22 protein-coding genes, 1 tRNA gene and 1 pseudogene are annotated in these 19,472 nt (G+C 72.3%); 17 read left to right on the top strand and 7 right to left on the bottom strand.

Annotated features, from left to right (window positions below):
- The first annotated feature begins 72 nt into the window (after window positions 1–72).
- Window positions 73–759 (top strand): HAD-IA family hydrolase, encoded by a 687-nt coding sequence (locus OG730_RS28650; protein ID WP_327306932.1) that lies wholly within the window; start codon window positions 73–75, stop codon window positions 757–759.
- Between the two features lie 534 nt (window positions 760–1,293).
- Here OG730_RS28650 and OG730_RS28645 read toward each other — a convergent pair.
- Complete coding sequence (locus OG730_RS28645) at window positions 1,294–1,746, bottom strand: VOC family protein (RefSeq protein WP_327306931.1); 453 nt, start codon at window positions 1,744–1,746, stop codon at window positions 1,294–1,296.
- 105 nt (window positions 1,747–1,851) lie between these two features.
- Here OG730_RS28645 and OG730_RS28640 point away from each other — a divergent pair, with 105 nt between their 5' ends.
- The 6 genes from OG730_RS28640 (at window position 1,852) to OG730_RS28615 (ending at window position 7,851) form a co-directional block, all read left to right on the top strand.
- Window positions 1,852–2,058 (top strand): hypothetical protein, encoded by a 207-nt coding sequence (locus OG730_RS28640; RefSeq protein WP_327306930.1) that lies wholly within the window; start codon window positions 1,852–1,854, stop codon window positions 2,056–2,058.
- Between the two features lie 329 nt (window positions 2,059–2,387).
- Window positions 2,388–3,050 (top strand): HNH endonuclease family protein, encoded by a 663-nt coding sequence (locus tag OG730_RS28635; RefSeq protein WP_327306929.1) that lies wholly within the window; start codon window positions 2,388–2,390, stop codon window positions 3,048–3,050.
- A gap of 144 nt (window positions 3,051–3,194) precedes the next feature.
- Window positions 3,195–4,847, top strand: coding sequence for an alkaline phosphatase D family protein (locus tag OG730_RS28630; RefSeq protein ID WP_327306928.1), 1,653 nt, complete (start codon window positions 3,195–3,197; stop codon window positions 4,845–4,847).
- Window positions 4,848–5,007: 160 nt separating this feature from the next.
- The gene (locus tag OG730_RS28625; RefSeq protein WP_327306927.1) at window positions 5,008–5,622 is read left to right on the top strand and encodes a DedA family protein; all 615 of its coding nucleotides are present in this window, start codon (window positions 5,008–5,010) and stop codon (window positions 5,620–5,622) included.
- A 655-nt stretch (window positions 5,623–6,277) separates the two neighbouring features.
- The gene (locus tag OG730_RS28620) at window positions 6,278–6,802 is read left to right on the top strand and encodes a hypothetical protein (RefSeq protein ID WP_327306926.1); all 525 of its coding nucleotides are present in this window, start codon (window positions 6,278–6,280) and stop codon (window positions 6,800–6,802) included.
- A gap of 143 nt (window positions 6,803–6,945) precedes the next feature.
- The gene (locus OG730_RS28615; RefSeq protein WP_327306925.1) at window positions 6,946–7,851 is read left to right on the top strand and encodes a universal stress protein; all 906 of its coding nucleotides are present in this window, start codon (window positions 6,946–6,948) and stop codon (window positions 7,849–7,851) included.
- Window positions 7,852–7,867: 16 nt separating this feature from the next.
- Here OG730_RS28615 and OG730_RS28610 read toward each other — a convergent pair whose 3' ends face one another.
- A complete protein-coding gene (locus OG730_RS28610; RefSeq protein ID WP_327306924.1) occupies window positions 7,868–8,101 on the bottom strand; it encodes a DUF2277 domain-containing protein in 234 nt (77 codons plus the stop codon).
- Between the two features lie 427 nt (window positions 8,102–8,528).
- On the bottom strand, window positions 8,529–9,251 hold the full coding sequence (locus OG730_RS28605) for a hypothetical protein (RefSeq protein WP_327306923.1): 723 nt from the start codon (window positions 9,249–9,251) through the stop codon (window positions 8,529–8,531).
- Window positions 9,252–9,813: 562 nt separating this feature from the next.
- Here OG730_RS28605 and OG730_RS28600 point away from each other — a divergent pair.
- Both OG730_RS28600 and OG730_RS28595 read left to right on the top strand, forming a co-directional pair.
- Entirely contained in the window at window positions 9,814–10,377 is a 564-nt protein-coding gene (locus OG730_RS28600; RefSeq protein ID WP_327306922.1) for a hypothetical protein, read from the top strand.
- A gap of 850 nt (window positions 10,378–11,227) precedes the next feature.
- Entirely contained in the window at window positions 11,228–11,587 is a 360-nt protein-coding gene (locus OG730_RS28595) for a hypothetical protein (RefSeq protein ID WP_327309459.1), read from the top strand.
- Between the two features lie 56 nt (window positions 11,588–11,643).
- Here the strand turns inward: OG730_RS28595 and OG730_RS44350 are convergent, their stop codons facing one another.
- Window positions 11,644–11,922, bottom strand: coding sequence for a YrhB domain-containing protein (locus OG730_RS44350; RefSeq protein ID WP_442815217.1), 279 nt, complete (start codon window positions 11,920–11,922; stop codon window positions 11,644–11,646).
- A gap of 138 nt (window positions 11,923–12,060) precedes the next feature.
- On the opposite strand from OG730_RS44350, the gene OG730_RS28590 reads away from it, so the two are divergent.
- On the top strand, window positions 12,061–12,201 hold the full coding sequence (locus OG730_RS28590) for an integrase (protein ID WP_327306921.1): 141 nt from the start codon (window positions 12,061–12,063) through the stop codon (window positions 12,199–12,201).
- Between the two features lie 55 nt (window positions 12,202–12,256).
- Here OG730_RS28590 and OG730_RS28585 read toward each other — a convergent pair.
- Window positions 12,257–12,331 (bottom strand) — tRNA-Val (locus tag OG730_RS28585).
- A 116-nt stretch (window positions 12,332–12,447) separates the two neighbouring features.
- Here OG730_RS28585 and OG730_RS28580 point away from each other — a divergent pair.
- Both OG730_RS28580 and OG730_RS28575 read left to right on the top strand, forming a co-directional pair.
- Entirely contained in the window at window positions 12,448–13,695 is a 1,248-nt protein-coding gene (locus tag OG730_RS28580) for a hypothetical protein (protein WP_327306920.1), read from the top strand.
- Window positions 13,696–13,953: 258 nt separating this feature from the next.
- The gene (locus tag OG730_RS28575; protein ID WP_327309458.1) at window positions 13,954–14,502 is read left to right on the top strand and encodes a DUF4383 domain-containing protein; all 549 of its coding nucleotides are present in this window, start codon (window positions 13,954–13,956) and stop codon (window positions 14,500–14,502) included.
- Between the two features lie 9 nt (window positions 14,503–14,511).
- On the opposite strand, the gene OG730_RS28570 is transcribed toward OG730_RS28575, so the two are convergent.
- Both OG730_RS28570 and OG730_RS28565 read right to left on the bottom strand, forming a co-directional pair.
- Complete coding sequence (locus OG730_RS28570; RefSeq protein WP_327306919.1) at window positions 14,512–15,015, bottom strand: MFS transporter; 504 nt, start codon at window positions 15,013–15,015, stop codon at window positions 14,512–14,514.
- Window positions 15,000–15,392 carry an MFS transporter gene (locus OG730_RS28565; RefSeq protein ID WP_327309457.1) on the bottom strand — a complete coding sequence of 131 codons (393 nt, stop codon included), beginning with the start codon at window positions 15,390–15,392 and terminating at the stop codon, window positions 15,000–15,002. The genes OG730_RS28570 and OG730_RS28565 overlap by 16 nt, the downstream gene beginning before the upstream one ends.
- Window positions 15,393–15,482: 90 nt before the next feature.
- Between OG730_RS28565 and OG730_RS28560 the strand changes: the two genes are divergently transcribed.
- The 5 genes and pseudogenes from OG730_RS28560 to OG730_RS28540 all read left to right on the top strand — a co-directional run bounded on the left by OG730_RS28560 (window position 15,483) and on the right by OG730_RS28540 (window position 19,471).
- Window positions 15,483–16,175: a FadR/GntR family transcriptional regulator gene (locus OG730_RS28560; RefSeq protein ID WP_327306918.1), complete on the top strand. Its 693-nt coding sequence runs from the start codon at window positions 15,483–15,485 to the stop codon at window positions 16,173–16,175.
- 164 nt (window positions 16,176–16,339) lie between these two features.
- Window positions 16,340–17,252: pseudogene (locus tag OG730_RS28555) on the top strand (enolase C-terminal domain-like protein).
- Window positions 17,253–17,317: 65 nt separating this feature from the next.
- On the top strand, window positions 17,318–17,935 hold the full coding sequence (locus OG730_RS28550) for a bifunctional 4-hydroxy-2-oxoglutarate aldolase/2-dehydro-3-deoxy-phosphogluconate aldolase (RefSeq protein WP_327306917.1): 618 nt from the start codon (window positions 17,318–17,320) through the stop codon (window positions 17,933–17,935).
- A complete protein-coding gene (locus OG730_RS28545) occupies window positions 17,932–18,933 on the top strand; it encodes a sugar kinase (RefSeq protein ID WP_442815040.1) in 1,002 nt (333 codons plus the stop codon). The genes OG730_RS28550 and OG730_RS28545 overlap by 4 nt, the downstream gene beginning before the upstream one ends.
- A 325-nt stretch (window positions 18,934–19,258) precedes the next feature.
- Complete coding sequence (locus tag OG730_RS28540) at window positions 19,259–19,471, top strand: FmdB family zinc ribbon protein (protein WP_327306916.1); 213 nt, start codon at window positions 19,259–19,261, stop codon at window positions 19,469–19,471.
- Window position 19,472: the final 1 nt, after the last annotated feature.

Genomic DNA, 19,472 nt, shown 5'->3' with positions numbered 1-19,472 from the left:
GTTCCGTCCTCACTCCCTGACCGGTGGACGGAACCACTTGTTCTCTTTCCCGTCCCGTCTGGAGCCTCTCCGATGCCGGCCAGCACCACCACCGCCACCACCCCCGCCGTCCTGACCGCCAAGGCCCTGCTCCTGGACATGGACGGCACCATCGTCAACTCGGACGCGGTGGTCGAGCGCTGCTGGTACGACTGGGCCGTCGCCCACGGCCTGGATCCGGAGGCAGCCCTCAAGGTGGTCCACGGCCGCCAGGGCTACGCCACGATGGCGATCCTCCTCCCGGACCGCCCCATGGAGGAGAACCTCGCCGAGAACGCGGTGATGCTCGCCCGCGAGACCGCCGACACCGAGGGCGTCGTCCCGATCGGCGGAGCTCCCGCCTTCATGGCCGCCCTCAGCACCCTGCCGCACGCCCTGGTCACCTCCGCCGACGCGGCCCTGGCCACGGCCCGGATGACGGCCGCCGCGCTGCCGATGCCCGAGATCCGGGTCACCGCCGAGTCCGTACAGGCCAGCAAGCCCGACCCCGAGGGCTTCCTGATGGGCGCCGCCGCCCTCGGCGTGGACCCGGCCGACTGCATCGTCTTCGAAGACTCGGCCGCCGGCATCGCCGCGGGCCAGGCCGCGGGCATGCGGGTCATCGGCGTCGGCCCCCGCGCCGCCGCCCACGGCCCGACCGCCCACGTCCTCGACCTGACCGCCGTCGCCGTCACCGCCTCCCCCGACGGCTCCATCACCCTCACCCTCCAGACGGCCTGACCCCGACAGCCCGACCAGCGACATGCCCTGGTCGGGCGGCGGGACGTGCTCGATCGCTACCAGCACGACCGCATGCCCCCCCTCGAAGGACGGGCCGGGTCAGTGAGGTGCGGGGCCTCGCACGATCGCGTCCCGCGCACGCGCCTCGCATCCGGCCCGGCCCGGGCCCGGCCCGGCTCCCGAGCGGGTGGCCCAGGCGGCCGCTCGGATCAAGACCGAAATCCATGCCGCCGGCCCACTGAGCGAATGGACCGCAGACCGTAGCGTCGCGGCCGACCTTCCGCCGCAGGCGAACCCTTCGGGGCCGACCGTTCGCGGCGAGGGAACGCGAGGTGACGGAGGCCGGCGCGCACCGGGGTACGGACTGACGCCCCCCCCCATGGTCCAGAGCGGATTCCGACCACTGGTCGGCGGGCGACAGGACTCCGCCCCGCGACCCTCCGCCCCGGCACCGGGCTGGACACGTCCCTCCGGGCCGACCCACGCGACCTGTCCAGACCGACCAAGCCCAGCCCAGCCCAGCCCATCACCGGCTCAGGCGACGCAGAACTCGTTCCCCTCGGGATCCTGCAGCACCACCGCGTAGTGCGTCTCCAACTCGTCCAGCACGCGCAGCACGGTCGCCCCCGCACCGGTGAGCCGCGCCACCTTGTCGTCGACCCTCCGCATCCGGAGTTCCATCGGGACACCACGTCCGCCGCTGACCTTCACATCCAAGTGCACCCGGTTCTTGCCGGTCTTGGACTCCGGAACCTGCTGGAACCACACCCGGGGCCCCCGCCCGGACGGATCCACGATCGACTCCGGCACTTCCCCCACCCCTTCGGGCAGCTCCTCCGCGGGCACCCCCATGCCCTCCCAGTACGCGCGCCAGGTCGCGTGCCCGTCCGGCGCCGGCTCCGGCACGTAGCCCAGCGCTTCGGTCCAGAACGTCACCATCACCCGCGGATCGGCGCAGTCGATGGTCAGTTGCAGCGTGGTCTCCATGAACCCAGCCTCGCAGGCAGGTCTGACAACACGAGGTACGGTCGGCCGTGGCGCACCGGATCAGCGGTATGCGCAGGTGGAGCACGGGACAACGGGGGAAATGCCATGACCGAACTGATCGCTCTCTTCGCCCTGATGGGCATCACCGGGCTGTACGCCGTCGCCAAAGTGATGCGCAGGGAACGACGCCACCGCGCGGAATCGGCGGACGGCCTGCTGATCGAGCTGGAGCGCACCGAGCAGCTGCGCAGGGACCGGACCACTTACGGATCCAACGCCGTCCACAACAGCCCCTTCACCAGCGGACTCTGATTCCGGATCACGGCGCCGCCCCCGGAACGACCGGGCGCGGCGCCGTCGCCATGCCCGCTGCGGCCGCAACCGAGGCCACCAGGACCGCAGCCACAGCGTCCAGGAACGGGCCGGGACACTGACCCCACCGCCACCCAACCCGACCCAAATCCCCAACTCCCCCCACCCCGAAGCCCGTCACTCACCTCGTCATGACATGCTCATGCCTTCAAACTGTCACCTGACGCCCACCCCCACGAAACCCGGCGCGGCCACCATGGCCACGCCCCACAGCTCACCCACCCCACCGCCCAAGCCCACGCCTCCCCCTCCCCCTCCCAGGAGCCCTCATGCCCTCCGCATCCTCCACGCCCTCCGTCTACGCGCGTCGACTCGGCGCGCTCGCCTCCATGCTCGCGGCCGCCTCGCTGACCACCCTCCTCGCCGCCCCCACCGCCGCCGCTTCCCCTCCCACCCCCATCAGCGCCGCGGCCGCCCGCTCCTACCTCGCCACGGTCACCCCGAAGACCGAAGGCACCACCAGCGGTTACAGCCGCGACCTCTTCCCGCACTGGAGCACCGTCTCCGGCACCTGCAACACCCGCGAGACCGTCCTCAAGCGCGACGGCTCGGGCGTGGTCCAGGACTCCGCGTGCGCGGCCGTCAGCGGCAGCTGGTACTCCGAGTACGACGGCGCCACCTGGACGGCCGCCTCGGACATCGACATCGACCACATGGTCCCGCTCGCCGAAGCCTGGCGTTCCGGCGCCAACTCCTGGACCACCGCCAAGCGCCAGCAGTTCGCCAACGACCTCACCCGCCCCCAGCTCATCGCGGTCACCGACAACGTGAACCAGGCGAAGGGCGACCTCGACCCCGGCAAGTGGCTGCCGCCGCGCACCGCCTACCGCTGCACGTACGCGCGCATGTGGGTCGAGGTCAAGCAGTACTGGGCCCTGAGCATGGACTCGACCGAGAAGACGGCCCTGGTGAACATCCTCAACGCCTGCTGACACCACCCACGCCCGCACACCCCGGGCCACCCCCGCGCCCCCACCCCTGGCCAAAGATCTTTCCCCCGCCAGGGGGAGGTGGACCACCCCCTTCCCGTCGTACGGTGACCGAACGGCAATGCCGGATGAAGGAGGGGGAGTTGCATGGGGACATTGCGCCTGGGACCGCTGCTGCGCCACGTCGACTGGGACACGGGCGACTCCGCCACACTGTGGATCGAGGCGGACCGCCCGTGCACCGCCGAAGTGCGCTGCGCCGACGGCTCCGGCGGGAGCGTCCACACCTTCCAGATAGCCGGCCACCACTACGCCCTGATCACCGTCACCGGCCTCACCCCGGACTCCACCACCGGCTACGAGGTCCTCCTCGACGGTCTCCGGGTCTGGCCGCTGCCCGACAGCCCGTTCCCCGTGAGCACCATCACCACCCCGCCCGCGCGACGGCCCGGCTCCACGGCCGCTCCCGACCTGCGCCTGACCTTCGGCTCCTGCCGCCAGGCCGCCCCGCCGGCCGACCGGCGCGGACCGCACGGCCCCGACGCCCTCGACACCCTCGCCGCCGCTCTGGCCGCCGACCCGGAGGCGGTGCGGCCCGACGTCCTGCTCCTCCTCGGCGACCAGGTGTACGCGGACCAGCTCTCCCGCTCCACCCGCCGGTGGCTGGCGGCCCGGCGGGACCTCCGCGAGGCCCCCGGCGCCCAGGTCGCGGACTTCGAGGAGTACACCCGGCTCTACTACGAGTCCTGGCTCGATCCGGAGATCCGCTGGCTGCTCTCCACCGTGCCGAGCCTGCACATGTTCGACGATCACGACGTCATCGACGACTGGAACACCAGCGCCGCGTGGCTGGCGGAGATGCGTGCCACCCCGTGGTGGCAGGAGCGGGTGGTCAGCGGCCTCATGTCGTACTGGGTGTACCAGCACCTCGGCAACCTCTCCCCCGCCGAACGGGCGGCCGATCCCGTGTTCGAGGCGGTCCGGGCGACCCCCGACGGCACCGACGTCCTACGGGCCTTCGCCACCTCGGCGGACGCCGACCCGGCCACCGTGCGCTGGAGCTACCGGCGCGACTTCGGCCGGTCCCGGCTGCTGATGGTGGACACCCGGGCCGCCCGGGTGCTCGCCGAGGACGGGCGGGCCATGCTCGATCCCGCGGAGCGGCAGTGGCTCCGGGAGAACGCCCTGGCCGGACACGGGGGGTACGACCACCTCCTCATCGGCTCGTCACTGCCCTGGCTGATGCCCCCGCTCGTGCACGACGCGGAGGTGTGGAACGCCGCGCTGTGCCGCGGGGAGCGGGGTCCGAGATGGGCCCGGATCGGCGAGGACCTGCGCCGCCGGAGCGACCTCGAGCACTGGGCGGCGTTCCCGGAGTCCTTCGCGATGCTCAGCGACCTGATCGAGGAGGTGGGCACGGGCCCCCGGGCGCCGGCGACGGTGTGCGTGCTCTCGGGAGACGTGCACCACGCGTACGTGGCGGAACCCCGAATACCCAGCACGGCCCAGGTGTTCCAGCTGACCTGCTCCCCGGTCCACAACTCCATCCACACGGCCGTGAAATGGGGTTTCCGGCTGGGCTGGTCGCGGCTGGGCCGGTGGCTGGGCCGGGGCTTCTCCCGGCACGGCCGGACGGGCCGGCCTCCGCTGAGCTGGCGGCGTACGGGCGGCCCGTTCTTCGGCAACCAGCTCATGACGCTCGCGCTGTCGGGGCGCTCCGCACGGCTGCGCCTGGACCAGGCCCGCAAGGGCCCCCGCCTGGTGACGGTGCTGGACCGCGACCTCACACCGCCCCACTGACGCGCGGCGGGGCGGACCCGTCACGCCGGAGCACAGCCCCGGGCGTCCGGTCCGTGGACACCCGGCGTACGCTGTTCCGCTGTCAGCCGCCCCTGCCGCTCCCCCGCGACGTCGCGGCGCCTCACGCCGAGGCACGTCAACCGGACTGGGGAGTCCCGTTTTGCTTGAGACTCTGGGCTCGCTGACTTCGAGTCCGTGGATCTACGCCCTCGTGGCGCTGTCCATCCTGCTCGACGTGTTCCTGCCGGTGCTGCCGAGCGGGGTGCTGGTGGTCACCGCCGCGGCTGCCGCGGCGGCCGCGGCCGCGGGGCCCGTGCCCGTACAGTCCCAGGTGCCGGACATCCTGGCCCTCTTGGCGACGGCCGTCACCGCCTCGGTACTGGGCGACATGGCCGCGTACCGCCTGGCCCGGCGGGGCGGGGCCCGGCTCGACCGGGCCATCGCCCGTTCCCGCCGGCTCACCCGGGCCCACGAGCGCCTCGGCACCGCCCTCGCGCGCGGCGGCGGCGCCCTGGTGGTGGTCGCCCGCTTCGCCCCGGCCGGCCGCTCGGTGGTCTCCCTCGGCGCGGGCAAGACCCACCGCACGGTCCGGGAGTTCCTGCCCTGGTCGCTCCTGGCCGCCATCGCCTGGGCCGGCTACAGCATCGCCCTCGGCTACTTCGGCACCCAATGGCTGGGCACCACCTGGCTCGGCAGCGCCATCTCCCTGCTCGCCTTCTTCGCCGCCGGCTCCCTGGCGGCCTTCGTAGTCCGCCGCCCCACCCCCGCCGCCTGACTCCGCCCGTACGGGCTGGTGGATCGACATCTCGGCCCGGCCCCGCCCACCCCGCCGGCCCGGCCCACCCCGCCGACCCAGCCCACTCCCTCAGCACTCCACCTCGACTGTCCCGAACCCGGGGCCCGGCCCCGGCCCACGCCCACCCAGCCGACCCGGCCCACGCCCTCGGCACTCCACCTCGACTGTCCCGAACCCGGGGCCCGGCCCCGGCCCACGCCCACCCAGCCGACCCGGCCCACTCCCGCAGCACTCCACCTCGGCCGTCCCGAGCCCGGACCGGCCCCGGCCCTCGACGGCCCCGCCGCCGCCCTCCCTCCCCGCTCCCCCGCCCCCGCCTTCCGCGCGGATCGCGGGCTCAGCCGGTCACCCCGCAGCGATCGCCACGGCCACCCACCCTCCGCCGGCCCCGCAGCCGGCCCCCGCGCCGATCCCCCCGGCCTCCCCACCCGCGACCAGCACCCGGTCCCAGTCCCACCCGCCCCACTCATCCCACCCGCCCCACCCACACCGCCCCGGCTCCCCCGGGCGGAGCAGTCGCTCACCCGTTCACCCGGCAGCGATCGCCGCGGCCGCGCCGGGCTCCTAGCGTCCAGAGAACGGTGCATACCCGAATCCGCGCCGCGCCGTTCCCGGAGCCCGAGGAGTCCTCTCCATGCCCGCCACCCCCCACAGCCCCCACAGCCCCCGCCGCTACCGCCCCCTCCCCCGCCTGCTGGCCGTCGCCGCCGCGACCGTCGCCTTCGCCGCGGCCGCGCCCCCGACCCTCGCCCAGGCCCAGCCCTCCGGCAGCGTCTCCCCGGCCAACGTCGCCCCCGGAGGCCGGGTCAGCCTCAACGTCACCGGCTGCGGCACCCGGACCGGCAAGGCCACCTCCCGCGCCTTCGGCGACGTCTGGCTGACCCCCGGCAACGCCGAGGCCACCAACCTCTTCGGCTCCGCCACCACCTCCCGCAACATCAGCGCCGGCTCGCACCCCGTCACCTTCGAGTGCGGCGGCCCCGGCGGCGAACGCGTCACGGTGGCGCTGAACATCACCCCGGGCGCCGCCCGCGGTGGACTCGGCGGCAGCGTCGGCTCCATGAGCCCGGGCCAGATCGCCATCGGCGGCGCCCTCGTGGCCGGCGCGCTGGGCGCCGGTGCCTGGATCCTGCGCCGCCGTACGGGCCACGCCTCCTGAGGCGACCCGACGCCCCCGCCCACCCGAGCCGCCGGCACGGGAGTGGCCGATGGTCCCGCCCCACTCGGGACCTTCCCCACTCCCGCCGGGAGCTCCCTCCCGCAAGGCTGAGTCCACGCACCGCTGCCCCCGAGGAGCCCGCCATGGACCAGAGCCCGCGCCCCGTGATCGCCGCCGTCGACGGTTCCGCGAACGGCAACCGGGCCCTGGAATGGGCCGTCTCCCAGGCCCTGATGACCGGTGCCCCGCTGCGGATCGTGCACGCCCGCCTCTACATGAACACCATCGGCGCAGCCCTGTCCGGCGGCTTCGCCGAGCCGGGCCTCGACGACGACCCCGTCCTGATCCGGGTCCGCGAGGCCCTCGGCGGCCGCGCCGGACTCCCCCCGATCGAGTACGCCTCGTACCCCGGCGCCCCCGACCGGGTACTGCCCCAGCTCGGTGCGGACGCCCAGGTGATGGTCCTCGGCTCGCGCGGCCGCGGCGGCTTCGCCAGCCTGCTCCTCGGCTCGAACGGCATCGCCTGCGCCAGCCAGGCCGCCTGCCCCGTGGTGGTCGTCCCGCGCACCGAGCCGCCGCTGCACGACCCGTACGGGCAGGTCGTACTCGGCCTCAACAGCGCCGCCCCCGACGCGAGCACCACCTACTTCGCCTTCCGCGAGGCGGCCCGGCGCGGGGCCCGGCTCCAGGTCGTCGTCGCGCACGCCCGGCCCGGCCGGACCTTCACCGCGGCCGGCGCCATCGGCCCGGCGGCCGCGCACAGGGAGACCGCCAACGCCCACGAGGTCGCGGCCCTGGCAGCCGTACACCTGCGTCCGTACGCCGAACGGTTCCCGGAGGTGGAGATCGAGCAGCTGTCGGCGCCCGGCGACGCGGCCGGCCACCTGGTCGCCGCTTCCCGGGCCGCCGACCTGATGGTCATCGGCCGCCACCGCAAGCGCCCGCTCTCCCCGCGCCTGGGCTCCGTCACCAACGCGGTACTGCTCCACACCGGGTGCCCGGTCGCGGTGGTCCCCCTGGAGGAGAGCGCCGTCCCGGCCGCCGCCTGACCACCCGCCGGGCCCCTCACCCCGCGGACACGCCCGCTCCCGCTCCCCTCACGTGCAGCCCCTCCAGCAGGTCCCTCGTAGCCTCCGCGACAGCGTCAACAGCGGCGTCGAAGACCTCCTGGTTGTGCGCGGCGGGCGCCCTGAAGCCGGACACCTTCCGCACGTACTGCAGGGCGGCGGCCCGGATCTCCTCCTCGGTCGCCTTCTCCGGAATGGCGGGCGGACGCAACGTCTTAATCGATCGGCACATACCCCCACTATCCCGCGCCCCGAACGCCCGGAGCCGACGTTCCGCACCCGCGCCGATGTCGGCCATGGACCTCAGTGGCCGCTCACCACCAGCCCCATTTCTTCTTCCGCAGCTCCTGCATCGTGGCCTTGGCTTGCTTTGCCTCTGCCTGAGCGTTCCCTTGTCGGGTCCAGCGCCCTTGGTGCTTGGCGCACTGGCCGCTCCCGACGATCGCCTTGTTCCGGCACCGGCCTCCGCGCTTGGTCACCGCGCCGCACTTCGGTTGCGTCACCCCGCTCCCGCCCGCTCACCCGACGTGAGCACCCCTTGCACCGTGCCCGAAGCTACGAGGAGCAGAAAGGGCGCACGGTGACGCGCCGGGGGCTCAGGGAAGCCTCAGCCGTGAACCCCATCCCGCCGGGGGGGGAGGAGGAGGGGCTCGTGCGGGTCAAGGCAGCAGCGCGGCGGCCACCCGGGACAGCCGATCGGCCGGCAGCGCAAAGTGGTTGGCGGGGTTGCGGCTGGAGTACTCACCGTCGTTGACGGCGCACCCGCGTCCGTCCGTCGTCCAGCGCGCGGGGCCCGGCGCCCCCTGGGCATCCAGGAGGAGGACTCCGAGGGCCTCGGGGTCCTCCACGCCCGTACAGGCACGCAGCGCGGCCACTAGCCGGCCCACGGCTTCGTCGGGCAGTTCGTCGTCACCCAGCGCGGGAAGCAGCAGGAGCAGCCGAGCGTGCGGGTCGGTGGTGCTCCCGCCGGGCAGCGCGTTGTCCGCGGCGGCCACCAGCTCGGGCCAGGACAGGCCCGGCCCCATGAAATGCCCGTCGTCCTGGGCGAGCTGCTCGGCCTCCTCCCAGTCGGGATGGTGGAGGAGGTAGTCGGTGCCGGCCTCGTCCGTGAAGGTGCGATAGACGACGTGCAGACGGTGATCACCGGCGAGGGGAATGGTGAACGCCGGCCACTCGGCCCGCTCCCACAACTGCCGCTGGAACTCGCCCGCCGCGTCGTAGTCGGCGCCGAAGAGCAGTTCTTCGGCTTCCTCGGAATGGACACACGAGTAGAGGTGCCCAAGCCAGAACAGGGGCTCCTCCAGGAACCCCACCCCGTGCGTGAGGGGGCCACCGTCGTACCCCGGTATCCGGTCAGGATGCAGGTCTGCGCTGTTCGTCACGGAGGACATCATGCCGCCCGTGACCAGCGGTACGAGCCGGCTCTCAACAGTGGTAGCCGTCAGGACACTCGGGGAACAGCAATCCGAAGAACAGGAAGAGGAGAATCGGAACACCGGACACCGCGGCCATGACCAGGAACCGCCCACGCCTCTCACACCGACCCCCACCATGCCGGTCGGCGCTGCTCGCGTTGGTGTCAGATGTGGACGCAAAAGACCCCCCGCCATGATCGGCGGGGGGCCTTCGTGCTGGTGGGCGCGGACGGTTTCGAACCGCGGACATCTGCTTTGTGAGCTCGCCCAGACCCTGCCGCGGCTGACTCCGGCCTGCCTGCCACACCCCTGCGCGGTCACCCTGGGCCACAGGCGTCCACCCTCGTTGATGTCATCCGTGGATGTCAGCCATCACCCCCGTGCGCGGCCTGTGCACCCATGCCCTCTTGCACGCCTCACCCCCCACCCACACCGTGGTGAGGGTGCAGCTCAGCGTTCCGACAACGCAGGGGGAGGGCGACGCATAGTGACTTCAGTATCACTTTGGGCCAGAGGAACGTTCGGCGCAGTGGCGGGCCAGCTGGCCGAGACAATCCCGGCCTGCCTAGTGGAAGCCCACGCCAGGGCGCGTCACGCTCATGAACAGGTGCGCACTCGCACACAGGAAGCGTACGGCCATGGGCTCCACGCGGCGCAGTACGAAACGCTCGCGGCTGGTCTGACACCGATCCACGAGGCGACCTCTCGACGGCTTCAGGGGCGGACGGTGATGATCGTCGGCAGCAATGCCATCCTCCCGATCCTCTACGCGAAAAAGGACGTCCCAGTCACCGAAGCGCGACTCCGCAAGGCATACGGCCTCCGGGCCGATCTCATCCGGCGCCACGGGCCGAAGCCCATGCAGCTGGCACTCGACCTCGACATGGAAGAGTTCGACGAGGAGCACGTGCATCCCGACGTGGCTCTCCTCCCGCCCGAGCTCCAGCTGATCATCGTGGCCTACGCCTGCTCGATGGAACAGGGCGTGATGAGGATCGAGTGGGGCTCAGCGGGACTTCTACACGGAGACCGTTACCTCATCTGGCACCATCATGAGCCGCTCCTCCCGCCGGCCAACCCGCGCGCCGCCTAACTCCGCTGCTCAGGTCAGCCACAACTGACGCCCCACCGCCCGACCTGCGGCTGAGATACCGATCAACGCGCTGACCTGCGGCTGAGTTGTCGCCAGTTGTCAACGCTGGTCACCACTGGGCGCCCTCCCACGGCCCGACCACGGCCCGGGGAGGGCGCTCGGCTGCGGTCAGGGCTGGCTTTGCAATGCCGCGTATGCTCGTTCGACCTCGCCCAGGTACTGCCGCAGGCGGAAGCGAACTTCCTCAATGGCCCCGCCAACGGGGCCCGGGTACATAACGTCGGACCAGATGACCATCTCGCCGCGGAGCTTGATTCGGATGGCTAGCCTGCCCGGCCCTGGCTCGGGCTGCTCCTCGGCTGCAATGTCCACCTTGCGCGGCCCATCCGTCGGATAGAGCGGGCCGCCTGGGCGGAGGAGTTGCCTCGGATCCAGGCCGGCCATTCTGCTATCGCTGCGTGCCACTACGTCGAGACCATCGACGAAGAGGTATGCGTGCACGGCAGTACATGTCGGCGGCCCAGGACACGTGCTGATGAGCAGCGTATTAACCGCATGGCTTTGGCTTTCGGGCGCGGTGGCCCTCAGCTCGCGCGGGGATCTACGAGGCATCCGCCTGATGTGACGTCATGGGTCGATCGTAGCGGCTACGCCGCACGAGTTTAGAAAACCGTCGTGGCAGCGACCGCGGACCGGGTACGGCTGGCCATCTGATCCGTAGCTCTAGCCAGACCGGTCATCGACGGCCATACCGGCCGCTACCAGGCCCCGGAGGGGCGCTACCGGACGCGGGCGATCGCTGGGGTTGCGGCACTTGGCTGCTGTACCGCAGGATCCCGGTGGGGTGACCATGGAACGGCATGTGCTGGAAAGGCTGTTGTCCGTTGGCGACGAGGCGTCCGCGCTTGCTCTGGCCTGCCTCCGTAGCGGCGCCACCTACAGCGTGGGAGACAGGGCGCAGCCCGCAGAACGGCTCGTCGGTGTCTTCGGGCACCGGCTTCAGCGCATGCGGATGCACGGAGTCGAACCTCTTGGGCTGGAACGAGCAGTGCAGCTCCTCCGCGAACACAGCCGGCCGGTGCGCGTAGGGCTGATCGATTCTGCCGACCGGACATGGACCACCCTGCTCTTCCTCACCGAGGACGGCAGCACACTAGTGGCCTGTGCTGGCTGGCCACTGCCGCTGGTTGTCAGGGAGTCACCGCTTTAGGAGCGTGGTGGGGCGGGTTGAGGCTTGACCTGCGGGCTTCGCTCCGGCAGGCACGGTCAGGGCTTTCCGCCAGTAGACGTCTCTTGATCGTAAACGCGCTGGTACTCAGCCACCGTGTCGCCGAACTGCCTGCCGCCAAGCTCCTCCAGGCGGCCGTCGCGTCGGTCAACAACGATGGGCCCGGTCCCGACCCACATGTCTCGTGAACTTCCCGATTGCGCGTATCTGGAGCTCTGATACCCAAACTCCCACCCGAAGCGATGCTCCTTCACATGGATGACTACAGCGGTCACGCCCTCCTCCCCGGGGGGGGTACGGCTGCATCCGTGCGAGATGCGCGTTAACGATCTCTCGGGCCCGCTCGGATGTAATCACTGCGCGAGTCTACGAACCATCTGAGGTCGGTTGAAGACCGAGTCAAGTCGGCAGGGCGCCTTATCAGGTCGATTGCCGGCGTTCCGCCTCAGGTCGTCATGGAGATCCTCGGGCACTCGCAGATCGCCGTCACCATGAACGTCTACGCGCACGTCGTGCAGGACACGCAGCGCGAGGCCATCGGGCACATGGACCGGCTGCTCAGGGGGCGGGCGACGCTCCCAGTCCGCTCCCATTGATGTCAGATCTGGATGCAAAAGACCCCCTGCCATGATCGGCAGGGGGCCTTTGTGCTGGTGGGCGCGGACGGTTTCGAACCGCCGACATCTGCTTTGTAAGAGCAGCGCTCTACCCCTGAGCTACGCACCCGTGGATGAGTGGACAGCCTACATGGAGTGCGTACCCCCCACGCAAACCCGTTCCCGTGGGGGAGAATGGACCGGGGCAGGGGAATTGCGGACGGACCGGGTACGGGAGAGGCGACTGTGACGACGGCACCCCGGCGGTGGTTCGGCGGCGGGCGGGACGAGAGTCGGCGGGCGGATGCTCAGGCGGCGAAGGACGCCGCGGCGGCGGCGTTCTACGAGCTGGACACCGCGCAGCGGGATCTGCGGATCTCGATCGAGACGATCGCGGCCGCGGACGGCTCGCCGGAGGCGCGCCGGGTGGGTGAGGGGTTCGCCGCGCTCGGGCAGCGCATCGACCAGGTGAGTCACGTCTACATCAATGCCGTCGACGCGCACGATCTCGATCGGGTGGAGCTGGAGGCGTCCGCCGCGACGCGGGCCCGGGAGGAGCTGACGCGGGCCAAGGAGGAGCTGGTCCGGGTCAAGGGCGAGCTCGACCGGTTCGCGCTCGGGCTGCAGCCGCTGCTGGACCGGGCCGAGACGCAGCTGGCGCGGGTGGCGCCCGCCCGGGAGCGGGCCAGGGCCGCGCTGCTCGCGGCGAGCACGGCGCTGGACGAGGTGCGCGGGAAGGGCTTGCAGGCCGATGACCTGGCCGCCCGGCTGGCCGCGCTCGGGCCGGAGCTGACCAAGCTGAACCAGGGCGCCGCGCAGCACGGTGTGCAGGAGACCGTGCAGCGGGCGGAGCGGATCCTGCGTGATGCCGAGGCGATACGGGCCGAGGCGGCGCGGCTCCCGGAGCGGGCCGCGGAGATCGACCGGCGGCTGGTGAGCCTGCGGACCCGGGCGCAGGCGCTGCGCAACCGGGCGGACCGGGTGGATCCGGTGCTCAGCGAGCTGCGCCGGCGGTTCAGCGCGGCCTGCTGGCAGGACCTTCAGCACGTCCCGGAGCAGGCGGTACGGGACGTGGCGCGGGCCGAGGAGCGGCTCGCGGAGGCCGGCCGGGCGCGCGACCAGCAGCAGTGGGCCGTCGTAGCGGCCCTGGTCGAGGCGGTACGGGCCGCGCTGGACGCCACCGACGAGGCGGTGTCGGCGGCGCAGGACCGGCTGACGCGGCTGGAGGCGGTGGCGCGGGATCCGCAGGCGGAGGTGCAGCGGACCCGGTTCGCGATCCGGGACGCGCAGCGACTGGTGATGGAGGGCCGTACGGTGCCCGAGGACCGGCACGCGCGCCCGCTGGACGACGCGGTGGCGCGGGTGGCGCGGGCGCTGGCCGCGCTGGAGGACCGCCACCCCGACTACTGGGCCTTCCTCCAGGAGATGGAGGCCGTACGGTCGTCCGTGCAGCGGGGCGTGACGGACATCCGGACCGAGCGCGGCCACGGCTGATCCGATATGGCCGGAAGGCCTGACTTGTCCGGGTGAGGGCATCGGCGGATGCTGGAGGGGCCAACCGGAGCAGAGGAGTGCGCCATGGCCGCCCAGCCTTCACACACACCGCAGGAGTCGCAGGAGCCGCACTCGCCCCACGCGCCCCATGCGCTCTACGGGTGTCACGAACCCCATGAGCACTACGCGCCCTACGTGGCCCACGAGCCGTACGGGACCGCGCCGCCGCCCCGGAGCTCGCCCGGGATCCTGCACCGCATGATGCGTCCCGTGAACGCGAGCCTCGACGAGCACCTGCCCAGCGATCACCGCCTCAGCAAGGTCTACCGGGTCGGCGCCGGCCTGACCGGACTGCTGCTGGTGGTCTTCGGGATCCTGGGGCTCATCGACCGGATCGGCTTCTTCGACACCGGCGGGGACACGGTGCTGGCGCTGAACACCAACGGCGCGCTGAGCGTGCTGTCCATCTGCTTCGGGCTGCTGCTGTTCGCCGGGATGGTCATCGGCGGCAGCTTCGCCTCGACCCTCAACATCGTGCTGGGTGTGCTGTTCATCGCGAGCGGGTTCGTGAACCTCGCGCTGCTCGACACGAAGGCGAACTTCCTGGCCTTCCACATCCCCAACGTGCTGTTCAGCTTCGTGGTCGGCGTGATGCTGATGTGGTTCGGGATGTACGGGCGGGTGGGCAGCGCCCTGCCGCACGACAACCCGTACTGGCGTGCCCGCCACCCCGAGCAGGCGGCTCGGGAGCAGCGGGCACGGGCGGGCGCACGGACGGGCGGGAGGCCCGTCGGCAGGCCGGCGTAGGAGAGCGGCCTACGGCGGCCGACGGCGGCCTACGCCTCGATGCGTTCGACCTTGTCCACCAGGAAGAGGAAGGACGGGGCGCCGCCGATGACGATCGGGATGACGATGCCGGCGAGGTTGCCGAAGACGGGCTCCGGTCAGGCCGCCCCTGCCGAGGCTCAGTCCGCGCTCGTTGGTGAGGTAGGTCGGGAACCAGGTCAGGAAGAAGTACAGCGTCGAGGCGATGGCGAACTGGCCGAGGAAGACGCCCCAGATGCGGCGCCGGCGGAGCAGGAAGCCCATGTCCCGGCGGAAGGCGCCCGTCTCCCGCGCCCGGGCGGAGCTGTCGGGCGTGGCCTCGTCCTCGGTGATGTGGACGAGTTCGCACTCGCCGACCTTGGGGTGCTGTTCGGGGCGGTTGCGGATGACCTTCACCCACACCAGCGCCCAGGCGATGCCCATGCCGCCGAGGATCCAGAAGACATGGCGCCAGCCGAGGGTGGCGGCCATCCACGCGATCAGCGGGAAGGCCACGCCAAGGCCGATACCCCTCCTCCTTCAAGCGGCCCCGAGGTGTAGCCGGCGACCGCCCGGCCGCGTTCCGCGCGCGGGAACCAGGAGGCGGCGACGCGCCCGTTGCAGGGGAAGGCGGGGGCTTCGAAGAGGCCCAGGCCCATCCGGCTGGCGAAGAGGAAGCCGAAGCCCTTGGCGAGCGAGCCGAGGGCGGTCATGACCGACCAGCCGATCAGCGCCCAGGCGTGGACGAGGCGCGGCCCGAACGTGTCGACGAGGCGGCCGCCTGGGATCTGGGCGAGGGCGTAGGTCCAGGCGAAGCCCGAGAAGAAGCGTGGAGCAGCGCCTGGCGGTGCGGCGCCCTGCCGGAACCAGGTGTTCCGGTAACGCGACGCAATAATTGCTAATTAACGATTACTTGTGCAAATCTATGCCTTGCCGGGGCGGCAAGTAGGTACGAAAGCCCTGGCAGGGAGAGGGAAACCGGAATGAGCAGCAGCGAAGCCGCCTACGCCGGCCGCGGGATCCACAAGGCCGCCGTCGAGGAGCTGGCCCGCAGGATCTTCGACGGCGCCTACGACGAGGAATCCACGCTCGACCTCCCCCGCCTCATGGAGGAGCTCGACGTCAGCCAGACGGTGCTCCGCGAGTCCATCAAGGTGCTCATGGCCAAGGGGCTGCTCGACGCACGCCAGAAGCGCGGCACCTTCGTGCGCCCGCGCGCCGACTGGAACCTCTTCGACGCCGACGTGCTGCGCTGGAAGCTCGCGGCCGGCGCGCCCGACTGCTTCTTCTCGGACCTGCTCGAACTGCGCCGCTCGATCGAGCCGGCCGCCGCCGCGCTGGCCGCCGTACGGGCCACCGAGCAGGACCTGGCCGCACTGGACGCGGCGCTGACCGCGATGGCGGCGAGCGACTCCGACCCGGTGCTGCACGTACGGGCGGACGCCTCGTTCCACCTGGCGCTGCTGACCGCCTCGCACAACCTGTTCTTCGCGCAGATGTACCGCGTGATCATCCCGGCCCTCGTGGAACGCGACCGCACGGTGCACAAGGCGGACTTCGAGCACCCGCACGCGATCCACCGGGCCGTGGTCGACCGGGTCCGGACCGGGGACCCGGACGGGGCGCACCGGGCCGTGCTCGACCTCCTCGACATGGCGCAGCGCGACCACCCGTAGAACCCGTAGAACCCGTAGAACCCGCAGACCAACCCCGTAGAACCCGTAGTCCAAGCCCGCAGGCCGCCCCGCAGACCGGCCCGTAGCCCCCGTAGTACCCGCAATACCCGTCATACCCGCAGACACCGTCCTGCCGCCCCCACCAGGAGAGGACACCGTCAGCCGTGAAGATCACCCGCATCGAAACGTTCATGGCCCCACCGCGCTGGATGTTCGTGCGCGCAGAGACCGACGAGGGCGTCGTCGGCTGGGGCGAACCCGTGGTCGAAGGGCGTGCCGAGCCGGTGCGCGCGGCCGTGGAGGTGCTGTCCGAGTACCTGATCGGCCAGGACCCGATGCGGATCGAGGACCACTGGCAGGTCATGACCAAGGGCGGCTTCTACCGCGGCGGCCCCGTCCTGTCCTCCGCCGTCGCCGGGCTCGACCAGGCGCTGTGGGACATCAAGGGCAAGGCGTACCGACCGCGACTTCGGGCTCGACTTCCACGGCCGGGTCTCCCCCGCCAACGCCCGCCGGATCCTGCCCCTGCTGGCCCCGTACGACCCGATGTTCGTCGAGGAGCCGGTCCTCTCCGAGTACACGCAGGCCGTCCCCGATCTGGTGAACGCCTCCAACATCCCCATCGCGCTGGGCGAACGGCTCTTGTCCCGAAGGGAGTTCCTCGCGCCGCTACAGGCCGGCGTCGCGATCCTGCAGCCCGACATCTCCCACGCCGGCGGCATCTCGGAGCTGCGCCGCATCGCCTCCCTCGCCGAGGTCTACGGAGCCCAGATCGCGCCGCACTGCCCGCTGGGGCCGGTCGCCCTGGCGGCCAGCCTCCAAGTCGCCTTCACCACCCCGAACTTCCTCATCCAGGAACAGTCCATCGGCATCCACCACAACCAGGGCGCCGAGCTCCTCGACTACGTCACCGACCCCGAGCCGTTCCGCTTCGACGCGGGCTCCCTGGTCCGCACCGAGCGGCCGGGCCTCGGTGTCGAGGTCGACGAGGCGGCCGTCCGGGCCGCCGACAAGAAGGGCCACGCCTGGCGCAATCCGGTGTGGCGCCACGAAGACGATTCCTTCGCCGAGTGGTGAGCCCCCACCACCACCCGGCGACATCCCCTCCCCTCCCCCCCTCACCTCAGAAGGCAGGCATTCCCATGGAGTTCGGCGCAGCGCTGCGACAGGAGCGGCTCGTCGCCATCGTCCGCGGACGGGACGCGGAGGCGTCCTTCCGCACCGTCATGGCCCTCGTCGAGGAGGGCGTCCCGCTCATCGAGGTCTCCCTCAGCGGGACCGACGCGCTGGACGTCATCGGCCGGGCCCGAAAGGAACTCGGTGACGGGGCCTGGCTGGGGGCCGGTACGGTCCTCACCGCCGAGGACGCCCAGCGGGCCGCCGAGGCCGGCGCCAACCTGATGGTCACCCCGGGCCTCGGCGCCGGCGTGGACGAGTCCGTCCGGCAGGGACTGCCGGTACTGGCCGGGGTCATCACCCCGACCGAGGTCATGGCGGCCGACGCGGCGGGGGCTGCCGCGCTCAAGCTGTTCCCGGGCTCGATCGGCGGACCGGCGTACCTGCGGGCCCTGCGCGCCCCCTTCCCCGACCTGCCGTTCGTACCCGTCGGCGGGGTGGACGCGGCCGCCGCGGCCGAGTACCTGTCCTCCGGCGCGGTGGCGGTCGGCGTCGGCTCCCCGCTGATCGGGGACGCGGCCGACGGCGGCGACCTGCTCGCGCTGCGGCGCCGGGCGGCGGAGTTCAAGGCGGTCTGCGCGTGACCGGGCCCGACATCACTCCCGAAGCCGCCCCCGGCACCGCCCCCGAGGTGCTCACCTTCGGGGAGACGATGCTCGCCCTGCGCGGCAGCGGCCCGCTGCGGCTGGGCGGAAGCATGGACGTCTCCGTCGCGGGCGCCGAGTCGAACGTCGCGATCGGCCTGGCCCGGCTGGGGCACGCGGTCCGCTGGGCGGGTGCGGTCGGCGAGGACGAAGCCGGTGAGCTGGTCCTACGGACCCTGCGCGCCGAGGGCGTCGACGTCTGCGGAGCCTCCCGCGACGACGGCGGGGCCCCGACCGGCCTGATGCTCGCGGAGCCCAGGCTGCCGGAGGTCACGCGGGTGCACCACTACCGCGCGGGCTCGGCGGGCTCCCGCCTCAAGGCGTGTTCCCTGGAGCGGGCCTTCACCGCGGCCCCGCCGAAGGTCCTGCACCTGACGGGGATCACCCCGGCCCTCTCCCGCTCCGCCCGCTCGGCCTGCGCCCTCGCGCTGCGCCTCGCCGCCGAGCACTCGGCGCTGGTCTGCCTGGACGTGAACTTCCGGTCCCGGCTGTGGTCCTCCGAGGAGGCGGCGGCGGTGCTCCGCGCGTGGGTGCCTTCGGTGGACGTCCTCATCGCCTCGGACGACGAGCTCCCCCTGTGCCTGCCTTCCGACGCCCCGGCCGACCCGGCCCTCCAGGCGAAGGAACTGCTCGCCCTCGGGGTCGGCGAGGTCGTGGTCAAGCTCGGCGCGGCCGGCGCGACGGCCTACGGGGACGACGGCTCGGAGGTCCACGCCCCCGCCCGGCCGGTCCGCGCGGTCGACACGGTCGGCGCGGGGGACGCCTTCGTCGCGGGCTACCTCTCGGCGTTCCTCGACGGGTCCACCCCGGAGGCCCGTCTGGACCGCGCGGTCACGACGGGCGCCTTCGCGGTGGCCTCCCGCGGCGACTGGGAGGGCGCCCCCACCCGAGCGGAGCTCGGGCTCCTGTCCGCCCCGGCGGGCACGGTGGTCCGCTGAGCCCTTGATCCGCCGGCGGAGCCGGGGTGACACGGGGGTGTGCCCCGGCCCCGCCGGTCCCGGGGTGGGTGGCGCCGCGCGGGGCTGTCCCCTACCCGCCCTTCCACCGTTCCCCGGGCCCTGCCCGGACCCCGGTCCTCAAACGCCGGACGGGCTGAAAGGAACGGGGTCCGGGGCGGAGCCCCGGGGAACGGTGGAAGGGCGGGTAGGGGACCTCGCCCCGCAGGGCCGACCCAACCGCACCCGCGCACCACCCGCCGCCCGCGCCCCCGATCCGAAGCCCGGGGATTCCGGAGGCCCGCCACACCTGCGTAGCCTGTACCGCATGCCCCGTTATGAATTCCGCTGCCGGACCTGCGAAGACACCTTCGAGGTCAGCCGTCCCATGGCCGATTCCTCCGCGCCCGCCGACTGCCCCGCCGGGCACGCCGATACCGTCAGGCTGCTCTCCGCCGTCGCCGTCGGCGGGACCAGTGCGGCCCCCGCCGCGCCCATGGGCGGTGGCGGAGGCTGCTGTGGTGGGGGCGGCTGCGGGTAGC

This window comes from Streptomyces sp. NBC_01298 (genome assembly GCF_035978755.1).
In the GTDB taxonomy this organism is placed as follows: domain Bacteria; phylum Actinomycetota; class Actinomycetes; order Streptomycetales; family Streptomycetaceae; genus Streptomyces.
The sequence above is the reverse complement of the archived record's forward strand: the minus strand, read 5'-3'. Positions and strand labels throughout refer to the sequence as shown.